12 protein-coding genes are annotated in these 13,957 nt (G+C 72.6%); 9 read left to right on the forward strand and 3 right to left on the reverse strand.

The features are described 5' to 3' along the window. Positions 1 to 166: 166 nt before the first annotated feature. A complete protein-coding gene (locus tag ACIQFZ_RS08225; RefSeq protein ID WP_402690858.1) occupies positions 167 to 640 on the reverse strand; it encodes a rhodanese-like domain-containing protein in 474 nt (157 codons plus the stop codon). Between the two features lie 143 nt (positions 641 to 783). Here ACIQFZ_RS08225 and ACIQFZ_RS08230 point away from each other — a divergent pair, with 143 nt between their 5' ends. From ACIQFZ_RS08230 to ACIQFZ_RS08245, 4 genes are all read left to right on the forward strand, one after another. Then, positions 784 to 1,230: an Lrp/AsnC family transcriptional regulator gene (locus ACIQFZ_RS08230; protein WP_402690859.1), complete on the forward strand. Its 447-nt coding sequence runs from the start codon at positions 784 to 786 to the stop codon at positions 1,228 to 1,230. A 221-nt stretch (positions 1,231 to 1,451) separates the two neighbouring features. After that, positions 1,452 to 1,871, forward strand: coding sequence for an aspartate 1-decarboxylase (panD, locus tag ACIQFZ_RS08235; protein ID WP_365416966.1), 420 nt, complete (start codon positions 1,452 to 1,454; stop codon positions 1,869 to 1,871). 18 nt (positions 1,872 to 1,889) lie between these two features. Next, entirely contained in the window at positions 1,890 to 2,234 is a 345-nt protein-coding gene (locus ACIQFZ_RS08240; protein WP_365416968.1) for a GNAT family N-acetyltransferase, read from the forward strand. A gap of 3 nt (positions 2,235 to 2,237) precedes the next feature. Beyond that, a complete protein-coding gene (locus tag ACIQFZ_RS08245; RefSeq protein ID WP_402690860.1) occupies positions 2,238 to 2,906 on the forward strand; it encodes an aspartate/glutamate racemase family protein in 669 nt (222 codons plus the stop codon). 776 nt (positions 2,907 to 3,682) lie between these two features. Here ACIQFZ_RS08245 and gndA read toward each other — a convergent pair. Further along, positions 3,683 to 5,122: an NADP-dependent phosphogluconate dehydrogenase gene (gndA, locus tag ACIQFZ_RS08250; RefSeq protein ID WP_365416973.1), complete on the reverse strand. Its 1,440-nt coding sequence runs from the start codon at positions 5,120 to 5,122 to the stop codon at positions 3,683 to 3,685. Positions 5,123 to 5,532: 410 nt separating this feature from the next. On the opposite strand from gndA, the gene ACIQFZ_RS08255 reads away from it, so the two are divergent. Then, the gene (locus tag ACIQFZ_RS08255) at positions 5,533 to 6,702 is read left to right on the forward strand and encodes a transglycosylase family protein (protein ID WP_402690861.1); all 1,170 of its coding nucleotides are present in this window, start codon (positions 5,533 to 5,535) and stop codon (positions 6,700 to 6,702) included. A gap of 84 nt (positions 6,703 to 6,786) precedes the next feature. Here the strand turns inward: ACIQFZ_RS08255 and ACIQFZ_RS08260 are convergent, their stop codons facing one another. Then, on the reverse strand, positions 6,787 to 7,923 hold the full coding sequence (locus tag ACIQFZ_RS08260) for a DMT family transporter (protein ID WP_365416979.1): 1,137 nt from the start codon (positions 7,921 to 7,923) through the stop codon (positions 6,787 to 6,789). A gap of 241 nt (positions 7,924 to 8,164) precedes the next feature. Here ACIQFZ_RS08260 and ACIQFZ_RS08265 point away from each other — a divergent pair, with 241 nt between their 5' ends. The 4 genes from ACIQFZ_RS08265 to ACIQFZ_RS08280 all read left to right on the forward strand — a co-directional run bounded on the left by ACIQFZ_RS08265 (position 8,165) and on the right by ACIQFZ_RS08280 (position 13,848). Further along, positions 8,165 to 8,908, forward strand: a complete 744-nt coding sequence (locus ACIQFZ_RS08265; RefSeq protein WP_365416981.1) for a (2Fe-2S)-binding protein — start codon at positions 8,165 to 8,167, stop codon at positions 8,906 to 8,908. Positions 8,909 to 8,948: 40 nt separating this feature from the next. Continuing rightward, positions 8,949 to 10,100: a glycogen synthase gene (gene glgA, locus ACIQFZ_RS08270; protein ID WP_365416983.1), complete on the forward strand. Its 1,152-nt coding sequence runs from the start codon at positions 8,949 to 8,951 to the stop codon at positions 10,098 to 10,100. 57 nt (positions 10,101 to 10,157) lie between these two features. After that, positions 10,158 to 11,378 carry a glucose-1-phosphate adenylyltransferase gene (gene glgC / locus ACIQFZ_RS08275; protein WP_402690862.1) on the forward strand — a complete coding sequence of 407 codons (1,221 nt, stop codon included), beginning with the start codon at positions 10,158 to 10,160 and terminating at the stop codon, positions 11,376 to 11,378. 139 nt (positions 11,379 to 11,517) lie between these two features. Continuing rightward, the gene (locus ACIQFZ_RS08280) at positions 11,518 to 13,848 is read left to right on the forward strand and encodes a GH92 family glycosyl hydrolase (RefSeq protein ID WP_402690863.1); all 2,331 of its coding nucleotides are present in this window, start codon (positions 11,518 to 11,520) and stop codon (positions 13,846 to 13,848) included. The last annotated feature ends 109 nt before the right edge of the window (positions 13,849 to 13,957 follow it).

Here is a 13,957-nt window from a genome sequence, read left to right on the forward strand (position 1 = left end):
CACAGGCGGGGCCTCTCTCAACAAGTTGCGCTACCGCTGCGCTCTTGGCCAGCCCCATCACTCGCTTTTCTGGGGTGAGTTGGAGTCGAACGGCTCTTCGCAGGAGCTTCCAGTCGGCGGGGTACGGCGCCTGGTCCGTCCGGCGCAACTCGCCGACAGGGCGGGGTCAGCAGCCGCAGGCGCCCGTGACCGGGGCGGCCAGGGGGTCGGCGTCGCGGCGCTCCGGGCCCTGCCGGGTCTCGTAGGCGAAGCCCTCGCGTACCCAGTACTCGAATCCGCCGAGCATCTCCTTGACCTGGTAGCCGAGTTCGGCGAGGGCGAGGGCGGCACGGGTGGCGCCGTTGCAGCCGGGGCCCCAGCAGTAGGTGACGACGGGCACCGACCTGTCGAGCAAGTCCCCGGCCTGTTCGGGGATGAGCGCGGTAGGCAGGTGGACCGCGCCGGGGATGTGTCCCTGGTCCCAGGATTCGGTGGAACGGGAGTCGAGAACCACGAATCCAGGGTCGCTGCCGGCCGTGAGCGCGGCGGCGACGTCGGCCACGTCGGCGTGGAAGCGCAGTGAGGCACGGAAGTGGACGGCGGCCTCGGCGGGTGCCGCGGGGGCGACGCGCAGGATGGGGTTCGGGACGGTCGTGGTCATGAAACAGGGCCTTTCCTGATGCCGGACGACACGGCCCGGCTGCTGTCTACGCCCTCGAATCTACGGGCCGGAACGGGCACCCAGAAGGCATCATCCACGGCCTTTGATTGCTGAAGCCGTGGAATCCGTGCTACTTCTCGTGAATGACCACGATTTCCCTGGACACCATCGACTGGCGCATCCTCGACGTTCTCCAGCGCGACGGCCGGGTCAGCTTCACCGACCTCGCACGTGCCGTCTCCATGTCGGCCAGCGCGGTCACCGAGCGCGTGCGCCGACTGGAGGAGGCGGGGATCATCAGCGGCTACGCGGCGGTCGTGGACCCGGACATGGTCGGGCTGACGATCATGGCGTTCGTGCGGCTGCGCTACCCGAACAGCAACTACAAGCCCTTCCACGACCTGGTCAAGGCGATGCCGGAGATCCTGGAAGCCCATCACGTGACAGGCGACGACTGCTTCGTCATCAAGGTCGCGGCGCGTTCCATGCGCCACCTGGAAGAAGTCTCCGGCCGAATCGGCGGCCTGGGCTCCGTCACGACCAGCGTCGTGTACTCGTCTCCGCTGCCCCGGCGCCCTGTCGGCCACTGACACACCCGACGATCCGCCGGAGAGGCCGGGAATTCCCCGCAAGCCGACGTAGCGCGATCAGGTCCCGGCGAAGTCGTCCAGGAAGAACTGGAAGAAGAAGCCGGTATGAGTCCCGAAAAACCTGAGGAGAGCTGTCCGGACATACGACTGGCTGTAAGGTGTCGAGCCAGCCCTTGACCTGCAAGAACGCAGGCAGGGAGCCTAGCTTCAGGAGTAGTTCGATGCTGCGCACCATGTTCAAGTCCAAGATCCACCGCGCCACCGTCACCCAGGCCGACCTGCACTACGTGGGATCCGTGACCATCGACGCGGACCTGCTCGACGCCGCCGATCTGCTGCCCGGTGAGCTCGTCCACATCGTCGACGTCACCAATGGCGCGCGGTTGGAGACGTACGTCATCGAGGGCGAGCGCGGGTCCGGGGTCGTCGGGATCAACGGGGCAGCCGCGCATCTCGTGCACCCCGGAGACCTGGTGATCATCATCAGTTACGCCCAGGTCACCGACGCCGAGGCGCGGGCCCTTCAGCCGCGGGTTGTCCAGGTCGACGCGGACAACCGTATGGTGGCGCTCGGCGCCGATGCCTCCGAGCCGGTGCCGGGTTCCGACCAGGAGCGCAGCCCGCAGGCCGTATCGAGCTGACCGACCAGGAGCGTGACCGTGAGCGACATCGAGATCCGCGACGACCGGACGACGGGACGCCTCGAGGCGGTGGAGGGCGGTGCGGTCGTCGGCCGCATCGAGTACTTCGTCCTCGAACGACCCAGGCGCGCGATGGTAGCCGTGCACACGATCGTGGAGCCGACCCACGAGGGCCGGGGCATCGCGGGCTCGCTGGCGCGCGAGCTGTACGCCATCGCCGGGCGCGAGGGTGCCGCCGTGGCCCCGCTCTGTTCGTACGTCGTCAAGTGGGCCGAACGCCACCGCGACGAGGCCCCGGCGGCCGACCCCGAGCTGCTGGGGGCCGCGCGGGAGTGGCTCGCGGCGCATCCGGAACGGTTCTGAGCCATGCTCGCCCTGCTGCACACTTCGCCGGCGCATGTCCCCGTCTTCGACGGGCTGCGCGACGAGACCCACCCCGGCCTCCGGCTACGGCACTTCGTCGACGAGGAGCTGCTGCGCCGGGCCCGCCGGGAAGGTCCGGCGGCGGTGACGGACGCGGTGGCGGCGGTGCTCGGCAGGGCGGTCGCCGAGGGCGCCAGGGCGGTCCTTTGCACCTGCTCGACCCTCGGGGGCGTCGCGGAGGAGGCGGGGACGGCGCAGCTCGTCGTGCCCGTGCTGCGGGTGGACCGCCCCATGGCGGCCGCCGCGGTCGCCGCCGGGCCACGCGTGGTCCTGCTCGCGACGGTCGCGAGCACCCTCGCGCCGACCACCGCGCTCATCGAGCAGGAGGCACGCCGCGCCGGGCGCACCGTCACCGTCCGCCTCGTGCTCGTCGACGCCGCCTGGTCCCGCTTCGAGGCCGGCGACAACGAGGGATACGTGCGTGAGGTGGCCACCGTGGCCGACCGGGTCACCGACGCCGACGCGATCGTCCTCGCCCAGGCCTCCATGGCTCCCGCCCAGCACCTCATGACGACCCCGGTCCCCGTCCTCTCCAGTCCGCGACCGGGCTTCGAGGCAGCGGCACGCGCGGCACGACACGGCCCCGCCCGACCGCTCGACACCCCCACGTAGCCGAACAGGCCGCCCGCCACCCATGGGTCCGCCCGGCTGCTCGCCGTGCCCCCGTCGGGTGACTGGTGGCGCGGGGGTCGGGTAGGTGGGGGAGTAGTCCAGAGCCGATGTCGACCGACTGGCCGGAGGACGCCATGACCGACCCGTACCCGGACCCCACCTCGCCCTCACCCATGCCGGGTCCGGACCCCCAGCATCCGCAGCCGCAACCGCACCCCGTGCCCACACCGGAGCCGCCCCCGGCCCCGGAGCCCCCTCCGGCACCAGGGCCGCTGCCGGGCCCACCACCCGGTCCTGGCCCGACCCCGCCGCCCGCGCCTCCGCCCCCGCCGCCAGGCCCCGGCCCGATCCCGCCCACGCCCCCGGGCCCGATCCCCAGCCCGCCGCCCAGTCCTCTGCCTCCGGAGCCCCCGCCGTCCCCGATCCCGCCGGGCCCGGAGCCGGTCCCGAACCCCGAGCCGGGACCACCCCTGACCTGACGCCTGATCCGGCCTCGGGACGTGATCCGGCCTCGGGACGTGACCCGGCCTCGGGACGTGACCCGGCCTCGGGATCCGACCTGGCCCCCTGACCTGACGTCCGACCTGACCCGGGACCCGGTCCGCCCCCGGTATCGACCCGACCTCGCTACCGCCCAGGCGTACCCGCCCCTCGCCCCGCCCGCGACCGAAGGAAAACGAAGGAAGACGGTGGGCGGCTCCGGCCGCCCACCGTCTTCTGCCTGCTCCGCAGCTACGCCCGTACTCCCGGCCGAGGCGGCCGGCGAAGCGGAATCCCTAAGCCGTCACCTCCGACCGGTCCCCGCCCCACAGCGTGTGGAAGGAGCCGTCCTGGTCCACCCGCCGGTACGTGTGCGCCCCGAAGAAGTCCCGCTGCCCCTGGGTGAGCGCGGCGGGCAGCCGTTCGGCGCGCAGGGCGTCGTAGTACGCGAGGGCGGCCGAGAAGCCGGGGGTCGGCACGCCCTGCCGGGTCGCGGCGACCAGGACCTCGCGCCAGTCGTCCTGGGCCGCCGCGATCTCCTGGGCGAAGGTGTCGTCGGACAGCAGGCTCGGCAGGTCCGGGCGGGCGTCGTAAGCCGCGCGGATCCGGTCCAGGAAGGCCGCGCGGATGATGCAGCCGCCGCGCCAGATGGCGGAGACCGCGCCGAGGTCGATGTCCCAGCCGTACTCCGCGCTGCCGGCGGCGATCTCGTGGAAGCCCTGGGTGTAGGACACGATCTTCGAGGCGTACAGCGCCTGTTCCACCCGGTCGGCGAAGGCGCCCGCCTCCGACTCGCTCAGCGGCGACGCCTTCGGGCCCGCCAGCCCGCGCGAGGCCTCCCGCAGGTCGGCATGGCCCGACAGGGAACGGGCGAAGACCGCCTCCGCGATGCCCGAGACCGGCACGCCCAGGTCGAGGGCGATCTGGACCGTCCAGCGGCCGGTGCCCTTCTGCTCGGCCTGGTCCACCACCACGTCCACGAACGGCTTGCCGGTCGCCGCGTCCACGTGGGACAGGACCTCCGCCGTGATCTCGATCAGGTACGAGTCGAGCCGGCCCGTGTTCCAGGTGCGGAAGATCTCCGCGATCTGCGCGGGGGAGTACCCGGCCACGTCGCGCAGCAGCTGGTACGCCTCGCCGATCAGCTGCATGTCGGCGTACTCGATGCCGTTGTGCACCATCTTCACGAAGTGCCCGGCGCCGTCGGGGCCGACGTGCGTGACGCACGGCGCGCCGTCCTTCGCCTTCGCGGAGATCTTCTCCAGCATCGGACCGAGCGACTGGTACGACTCCTTCGAGCCGCCCGGCATGATGCTCGGCCCGTGCAGCGCGCCCTCCTCGCCGCCGGAGATCCCGGCGCCCACGAAGTGGATGCCCTGCTCGCGCAGCTCGCGCTCCCGGCGCCGAGTGTCCGCGAAGTGCGCGTTGCCGCCGTCGATGATCATGTCGCCGGGCTCCAGCAGCGGGGCGAACTCCTGGATCACCGCGTCGGTCGGATCGCCGGCCTTCACCATGATGACCAGGCGGCGCGGCCGCTCCAGGGCCGCGACGAACTCCTTCGCGGTCTCGGCCGCGACGAAGTCCCCCTCGTGCCCGAACTCCTCGACCAGGGCGTGCGTCCGGGCCACCGTCCGGTTGTGCAGTGCGACCGCGTAGCCGTTGCGCGCGAAATTGCGGGCGAGGTTGCGGCCCATGACCGCGAGTCCCGTGACGCCGATCTGGGCTGTAGTGCTCATACCGCCTGCTCCTCGAAAATCCGGTGAATCATCAAGTGGAACGCTGGGGCCCCGCCGCCGGTGCCGTCGGCCGGTCCGCCGCCAGTGCCGCCGTCGATGCCGCTGACGGCCGGTCCGCCGCCGGTTCCGCCGTCGGCCTTCCGTCCGTCGCGCCGTCCGTGCCCGCCAGTATCGCCGTTCATACCCTTTCGACCATCCTGACGTGCCGGTACGGCGCGCGCATATCCGGACCCGGCACCCTTCCATACGCGCGGCGGGGGCCCAGTGGCTCAGCGCACGGCCCGCGGATCCGGCCAATCAGGTGCCCCAACCGGTCAGTTGGAGTGACGAACCGGCCGATAGCCGTCTTGTCACGGCCTGTTCGCGGCGGTTACTTTCGCCCCTCCTGACGCATGTCGAGGGGGCTTGAGATGGCCGTACGCGGCCGGCACCGCCGGTACCAGCCGAACAGGATCAACCGCGCCTCGCTCACCGTCACGGCGGGCGGCGCCGGGATGGCCATTCCGCTCATCGGCGCCGGAGCCGCGCACGCCGCCGACGCCTCCACCTGGAACAAGGTGGCGGCCTGCGAGTCGAGCGGCAGCTGGCACATCAACACGGGCAACGGCTACTACGGCGGACTCCAGTTCACCCGGTCCACCTGGGAGGCGTACGGCGGGACGCGGTACGCGCCCCGCGCGGACCTGGCCACCCGGGACCAGCAGATCGCCGTCGCGGAGAAGGTGCTCGACGGGCAGGGACCCGGTGCCTGGCCGGTGTGCTCGACCCGGGCCGGTCTCGCCCGGGGCGGCGGCGCCCCCGACGTCCACCCGGACACGGCCGGGCAGCGGACCGTGCGCAGTGCCAAGAGCTCCGCCCGCGAGGTCGACGTACGGCCGCAGACCGCCCCGCAGGCGCGGGCCGGCAGCGCCGAGATGTACAAGGTGGTCCGCGGCGACACCCTCTCCGGCATCGCCGAGGAGCGTCATGTCTCCGGTGGCTGGCGGCAGTTGTACGCCGTCAACCGCACAACCGTGGGCGCCGACCCGAACCTGATCCAGCCGGGTCAGCGGCTCGCCGTGCCCAAGTCGCGTACGACGGCAGAGCCGCACCGCAAGCCGTCCACCGCCACGCGCCCCGCCAGAGAGGCCAAGCCCGCCGCCGGCACGGCCAAGTCCCGTCCCCACGCCACCCCGCACACCCTCGTCGCCCCCGTCGGCGGCGGCGTCGGCACGCCCTACCACGCGACCGGCGCCCACTGGTCGAAGGGCTACCACACCGGCGTCGACTTCGAGGTCCCCACCGGTACCTCGGTGAAGGCGGCCGCGGCCGGCCGGGTGGTCAGCGCCGGCTGGGGCGGCGCCTACGGCTACCAGGTGGTCATCCGGCACGCCGACGGCCACTACACGCAGTACGGCCACCTGTCGGCGATATCCGTACGGGCCGGGCAGTCGGTCGCCGCCGGACGCGGCATCGGACGCTCGGGGGCCACGGGCAACGTCACCGGACCGCATCTGCACTTCGAGGTGCGCACGGGGCCCGGCTTCGGCACCGACGTCGACCCGCTCGCCTACCTGAGGTCCTGCGGCGTCAGGATCTGACCCGCCGCAACAGGACCGGGGCCCGTATCCAGAGTTGGACCCGTATCCGCACCCGGACCCGTACCCGGGGCCGGGCGCCGGAGGTCAGGATCCGACGCGGGACTCGTGCCGGTCGGGCACGGGCACCGGGACGCAGGGGTTCGCGTAGATCTGCCCGCCGTAGCACGGGGCACCGTAGAACAGGCCGAGGATGAGCGGCGGTTCGCCCTGCGCGGGGTCCTCCTCCCGGGCCGCCGGTGCAACCGGGACGACGACCGCGTCCACCCGCACGCCCCGCCCGGAGGCCCCGGACGCCTCGGCGGACAGCGCCGCCTCGGCAGACAACACCGCCTCGGCGGCCGACGCCACCTCGGCGGGCATTTGCCCGGTCCCGGTCACCACGACCGGAGTCGTACGCTCGATGCGCTCGGTCGTCAGCAGGATGAGCCCGCCCGCGGCCACCACACCGCAGCCGAGGGCGAGCACGGTGCCCGTCGTGCCGTAGCTGAAGGTCTCGCCGAACAGCGTGAGCCCGACCGCGGCCGCCATCACCGGGTTCACCACCGTCAGCGTGGCCAGCGGCGCCGCCAGGCCACCGCCCCGGTACGACGCCTGCGACAGCAGGATGCCGGCCGTGGCCAGGACGCCTATCGCGGCCAGGGACGGCAGTTCCGACGCCGCGATCCCGTCGGTGAAGTCGACCGTGACGGTCTTGGTGAACACCGAGGACATGCCGAAGGCGATGCCGGAGCCGGTGGCGAGCAGCACGCTGCGCACCGCCGGATGCCGGTGCGCCGCCCGGCCCGCGACCGTGAGCGCCGCGACCACACCGGCGGTCACCACGGCCAGGCCCCCGCGCTGCGCGGTGGTCAGCGACTGGGCCTCGGAGGTGCCCACCAGGGACAGCAGACCCGCGAGCCCCACCGTCGCCATGATCGCGCCGCGCCAGGCGGCGGCGCCGGCCCGCCGGCCGACGAACAGCGCCGCCATCGGCAGCGCGAACACGATGGTCAGGGCACCCAGCGGCTGCACCAGGCTGAGCGGGCCGCAGGCCAGGGCCACCACGTGCAGCAGCCCGCCGAGACCGTTCAGCAGCAGCGCCGCCCACCAGGCGGGCCGGCGCAGCGGCGCGTACCGCTCGCCGGGGGAGGACACCGCGACCCGCTCCTGGACGATCGCACCGCCGGCGTAGGCCACGGCGGACACGAAGGACAGCAGCACGGACAGCGCGAGGGCGCTCATGAGCTGCACCTCCGCGTGGGGCTGGGGCGGCGACCCCGGCGCGACGAACGGTCGGCTTCCATGGTTGACCACCCTGCCGTGCCGATCGCCTCCCGTCGTCGTCCCTGAGCAGTCAATAGGTCCTACTGCCGATGGAGTACGCCCCGCCCGCCGTCCTCCCCTGGGTGGGCGACACAGGACGCGGAGTCCCCGCCGGAACCCCTTGCGCACCGCTCGACGGGCCTTGGTACTACTGCTTCCCGTGAACCTCGCCCCCGGCCTCGCCGCACTGAACGACCTCGGCGGATTCTTCGTCCTGCGCACGGGCGCCCCGCCGCACCGGCCACTGCCCACCCTCGCCCAGGCCTACGCCGCGCCCGCCGCCGACCCCGACCGGCATCCCCTAGTGGTTCGGGTCCGCCGGGTCGCCGACGGCATCGGCGCCCCCGAAGCCCGGGTCGCCGCCTCGGTCGCGCACCAGGCGCTCGCCGCCCGGCTCTGGTCGGCCGCGCTCGGCTGCGCCGTGCTGTACGGGCGGCTCCCCGACCTGGACGCCCACCTGATCCGCTGGGACCCCGCCGGCAGCGCCCCGGACGACCTGTGGCTCACCGAGGTGCGCGCCCGCCCGGCGGACCCGGAGACGGTCGCGCACGTCGTCCTGCACGGGCACCTCGACCCCCTGGCGGCCGCCCTGCGCGCCCGGTACCGCCTCGCACCCGGACTGCTGCGGGGCAACGCGGCCTCCGCGCTGGCGGCCGCGGCACGCCTGCTGGAGAGCCGGGCGCGCGACAGCGGTCGTACCGCGGCCGGCGACCACGCCCGGGAGCTGGCCGCCGGGCTCCTCGCTCATCCCCTCCTCGACGGTGCCGGCACGCTGACCGGCGCCGGCACCGGCTTCCGACGGCGCAGTTGCTGCCTCTACTACCGCGTCCCCGGCGGCGGCCTCTGCGGGGATTGCTGCTTCACCCGGGTGCCGGGCTCTTCCCCACGGGCCGCATCTGAGTGACCATGAAGGCGACCGGCCGCTTCGGACCAGGGGGTTGCGGGTGCGCGTGGGACTACTGACCCGGGAGTACCCGCCGGACGTGTACGGCGGTGCGGGCGTCCACGTCGAGTTCCTCGCGCGGGAGCTCGGACCGCTGGTGGACCTGGAGGTGCACTGCTGGGGCGAGGGCCGCGCCGACGGCGTCGTGCGCCACCGTCCCTGGACCGCGCTGGACGGCGCCAACGACGCGCTGCGCACCTTCTCCGTCGACCTCGCCATGGCCGCCGCGCTCCAGGACCGCGAACTCGTCCACTCCCACACCTGGTACGCCAACCTCGCCGGTCACCTCGGCAAACTGCTGTACGGCGTGCCGCATGTGATGACCGCGCACTCCTTGGAGCCCCTGCGCCCCTGGAAGGCCGAACAGCTCGGCGGGGGCTACGCCCTGTCCGGCTGGGCCGAGCGCACCGCGATCGAGTCCGCCGACGCGGTCGTCGCGGTCTCCGGCGCCATGCGCGAGGACATCCTCGGCTGTTACCCGGCGCTCGACCCGGACCGGGTGCACATCATCCACAACGGCATCGACACCACCCTCTACCGGCCGGACCACGGCACGGACGCCCTCGACCGCGTCGGCCTCGACCCGGACCGCCCGTACGTGCTGTTCGTCGGCCGCATCACCCGGCAGAAGGGCGTGCCCCATCTGCTGCGGGCGGTACGGGACATCGACCCGGCCGCGCAGGTGGTGCTGTGCGCGGGAGCGCCCGACACACCGGAGATCGACCGGGAGTTCCGGGACCTCTACCAGGAGTTGAGCCGGACCCGCGACGGCGTGCACTGGATTCCGCGGATGCTGCCGCGCCCGGACGTGATCCAGCTCCTCACCCACGCCGCCGTCTTCGTCTGCCCCTCGGTCTACGAGCCGCTGGGCATCGTCAACCTGGAGGCGATGGCGTGCGGCACGCCCGTCGTGGCCTCCCGGGTCGGCGGGATCCCCGAGGTGGTCGACGACGGCCGGACGGGGGTACTCGTGCCGGTGGACGACGATTTCGAGACCGGGCTCGCCCGCGCCCTCGACTCGGTGCTCGCGGACCGGGACGGCGCCCGCCGCATGGGTGAGGCCGGAAGACGGCGCGCGGTGGAGGAGTTCGGCTGGGACGCGGTCGCCCGGCGCACCGTGCGGCTCTACGAGGAGATCCTCGGACAGGCTTAGGGCTCTATCCCTCCTGCTCAGGTGCAGGGGGGAGGCAACCTGGTGAGGGGAGCGGCCATGCGTCGTGGTGGACCTTCGGTCCTCGGGATCGTCCTCGCGGGCGGAGAGGGCAAACGGCTGATGCCGCTGACCGCGGACCGCGCCAAACCAGCGGTCACGTTCGGCGGCACGTACCGGCTCGTCGATTTCGTCCTGTCCAACCTCGTCAACGGCGACATCCTGCGTATCTGCGTGCTGACTCAGTACAAGTCGCATTCGCTGGACCGGCACATCACCACCACGTGGCGGATGTCCAGCCTGCTCGGCAACTACATCACCCCGGTCCCCGCCCAACAGCGGCTCGGGCCCCGCTGGTACCTGGGCAGCGCCGACGCGATCCTTCAGTCGCTCAATCTGATCCACGACGAACAGCCCGAATACGTAGCGGTGTTCGGTGCCGACCACGTCTACCGCATGGACCCGCGGCAGATGCTCAAGGAGCACATCGAGGGCGGCGCGGGCGTGACGGTCGCGGGCATGCGGGTGCCGCGCGCCGAGTCGTCGTCGTTCGGGGTGATCACCCCCGGTTCGGACGGGCAGACCGTGCAGCGCTTCCTGGAGAAGCCCGCCGACCCTCCGGGGCTGCCCGACGACCCGCAGAGCGTCTTCGCCTCCATGGGCAACTACATCTTCTCCACCAAGGTGCTGATCGAGGCACTTCAGCGGGACGCGGAGGACGACCGGTCGGTGCACGACATGGGCGGCTCGATCCTGCCCCAGCTCACCGTCCGCGGCGAGGCCCAGCTGTACGACTTCGGCGCGAACCACGTGCCCGGCGAGACCAGCCGCGACCAGGGCTACTGGCGGGACGTCGGCACGCTCGACGCGTACTACGAGGCCCATATGGACCTGATCGCCGAGCGCCCCGCGTTCAACCTCTACAACCGCGACTGGCCGATCTACACCCACTCGGGTCAGCTCTCGCCGGCCCGGTTCAACGGGGGCGGGATCGCGGGCGAGTCGATCATCAGCGCCGGCTGCCTGATCCGTGGGCAGGTCACCCGCTCCGTGCTGTCGCCGGGTGTCCGGGTCGACCCGGGCGCGGTCGTCCAGGGCTCGGTGCTGCACGACAACGTCCGGGTGGGCCGGGGCGCGATCGTGCGCGGCGCGGTCCTGGACAAGAACGTCGAGGTGCCGCCCGGCGCGACGATCGGCGTCAACCCGGAGCGGGACGCCGAGCTGTACACCGTCTCCCAGGGCGGTGTGATCGCTCTCGGCAAGGGTCAGCTGGTCCCGTAGCCCGACGCGGCGCGTCCGGGGGCCCCGCACGGGGCGCCGATCCGCGACGCGTCGCGCGCGACACCCGCCGGTTGCCGGACTGACCGGCCTTCAGACCGGATCATGCAGGCAGTGACGTCTCCTTCGGAGGTCTTCCTGCATGAGATGGACCCGGCGCCTGCGCCTGTGCGCGGCGGGGGCGGTGGCAGCGTTCGCGCTGACCGCCGCTCCCGTCGCCGCACCGGCCGCCGAAGCGCGCGACGACCGGCTCACCGATCTGGTCGACCCGTTCATCGGCACCGCGAACGAAGGCAACACCTTCCCCGGCGCGGCCGTGCCCTTCGGCATGGTGCAGCTCTCGCCGGACACCGGCCACAGCACCGGTTACGACCATGCCCAGGACCGCGTCCGCGGCTTCTCCCTGGTCCATCTCTCCGGCGTCGGCTGCCGCATCGGCGGCGACCTGCCGGTGCTGCCGACCACCGGTGACGTCACTCGGACGGACTACGCGAAGTACGCGGCCGCCTTCAGCCACGACACCGAGCGGGCGAGCCCCGGCTACTACCGCGTCGGCCTGTCCTCCGGTATCGGCGCTATCGGCGCCGAACTGACCGCGAGCGCGCGCACCGGGGTGCAGCGCTACACCTTCCCGGCCACCGGCAAGGCCAACATCCTGCTCAACGTGGCCCAGGCGCTGCACAAGCCGGGCGCCGCGAAGGTGGAGATCCTGGACGACCGCACCGTGCGGACCGCGATCACGGGCCGCGGCTTCTGCCGGGACACCCGGCCCTACACCGTCTACACCGTCACCCGCTTCGACCGCCCGTTCACGGCGTACGGCACCTGGGACGGCACCCGGGTCACGGCGGGGTCCAGAACCGGACACGGCGGCGCCTACGTCCGCTTCGACACCACCGAGGACCGCACGGTGGAGGCGACGACCGCGCTGTCCTACGTCGACGCGGCCGGCGCGGCGGGCAACCTGGCGGCGGAGGGCGGCCGTTCCTTCGACGCGGTGCGCGGCGCGGCCCGGCGGTCCTGGGAGAGGCGGCTGGCCGACGTACGCGTCCGGGGCGGCGACGCGGTCCTTCGCCGCACGTTCTACTCGGCGCTGTACCACTCGTTCCTGGCGCCGAACACCGGCAGCGACGCCGACGGCCGCTACACCGGCTGGGACGGGCGGATCCACCGCGCGCGGGGTTTCACCTACTACCAGAACTGGTCGCTGTGGGACACCTACCGCACCCAGGCCCCGTTGCTGGCCCTGCTCGCGCCGCGCGAGTCCCGGGACATGGCGATCTCGGTGATCAGGGTCGCCGAGGAGAGCGGCTGGCTGCCCAAGTGGGGCTACGGCACCGTCGAGACGAACGTCATGACCGGCGACCCGGTCACCCCGTTCCTGACCAACGCCTACCAGCAGGGCCTGCTGAAGGGCTACGAGGAGCGGGCCTACCGGGCGCTGAGGCGGAACGCCGACGGGGTGCCGCCCGCCGACTCCCCGGCCGTGGGCCGCGACGCCAACCGCGACTACCTCGCCCGCGGCTACGTCCCGTACCTCAAGGGCCACGAGCCTGCGAAGCCCGGCCACTCCGACTACGCGTTCGGCGCGTCGGCGACCCTGGAGTACGCCCTGTCGGACGCGATGCTCGCCCGGATGGCCCGCGCCCTCGGCCACCACGGGGACGCCGCGCGGTACGCCGCCCGCTCCCGCGCCTACCGCGAACTGTTCGACCCCGCCACCGGCTTCTTCCGCGCCCGCGACACCTCCGGCGCCTTCACCGGACCGGCGGACCCGGCCCGCGGCGTCGGCTTCCACGAGGGCACGTCCTGGCAGTACCAGTGGCTGGTGCCGCAGGACCTGCCCGGCCTGGTGCGCCTGATCGGCGGCCGGCACGCCGCCAACGCGCGGCTCGACGCGTTCTTCGCCTACGCCGACCTGCTCAAGGACCCGGAGCGCACCGTCCGCGAGACCTGGGTCAGCGGGCCGTACGCCTACTACGGCGCCGACAAGTACAACCCGATGAACGAGCCGGACCTCGCCGCGCCGTACACCTACCTGTCGACGGGGCAGCCGTGGAAGACCACCGACGTGGTGCACGCCGCGCTGACCCTGTTCACCGACGAGCCGGCCGGGCTGAGCGGGAACGACGACCTGGGCACCATGTCCGCCTGGAACGTGCTGGCCTCCATCGGCCTGTTCCCCGTCCAGCCCGGCTATCCCACCTGGGGCCTGTCCACGCCCGTCTTCGAACGTGTCGACCTGCGCCTGGACCGCGGCTACTACCCGCGCGGCGGTCTCACCATCACGGCGCCGGGCACCTCGCGCAAGGACCGGTACATCCAGTCGGTCCGGGCCGGCGGAGCACCGCACGACCGGACGTATCTGACCACCCGCGCCCTGCGGTCGCTCGGCACCCTGAGCTACACCGTGGGACCGCGGCCCTCGGCGTGGGGCACGTCCGCGCAGGCCGCGCCACCCGCCCTGCGGTGACACCCGCGGCGGGTCGAAGTGACCTCAAAGGCCCCATGTGTCCCACCCCTTTCTTCATGGGTCCGACTTAATCTGTTGTTAACTGAGAGTAGCTTGATCGTACTTGACT

The organism is Streptomyces sp. NPDC093064 (genome assembly GCF_044754605.1).
GTDB lineage: Bacteria > Actinomycetota > Actinomycetes > Streptomycetales > Streptomycetaceae > Streptomyces.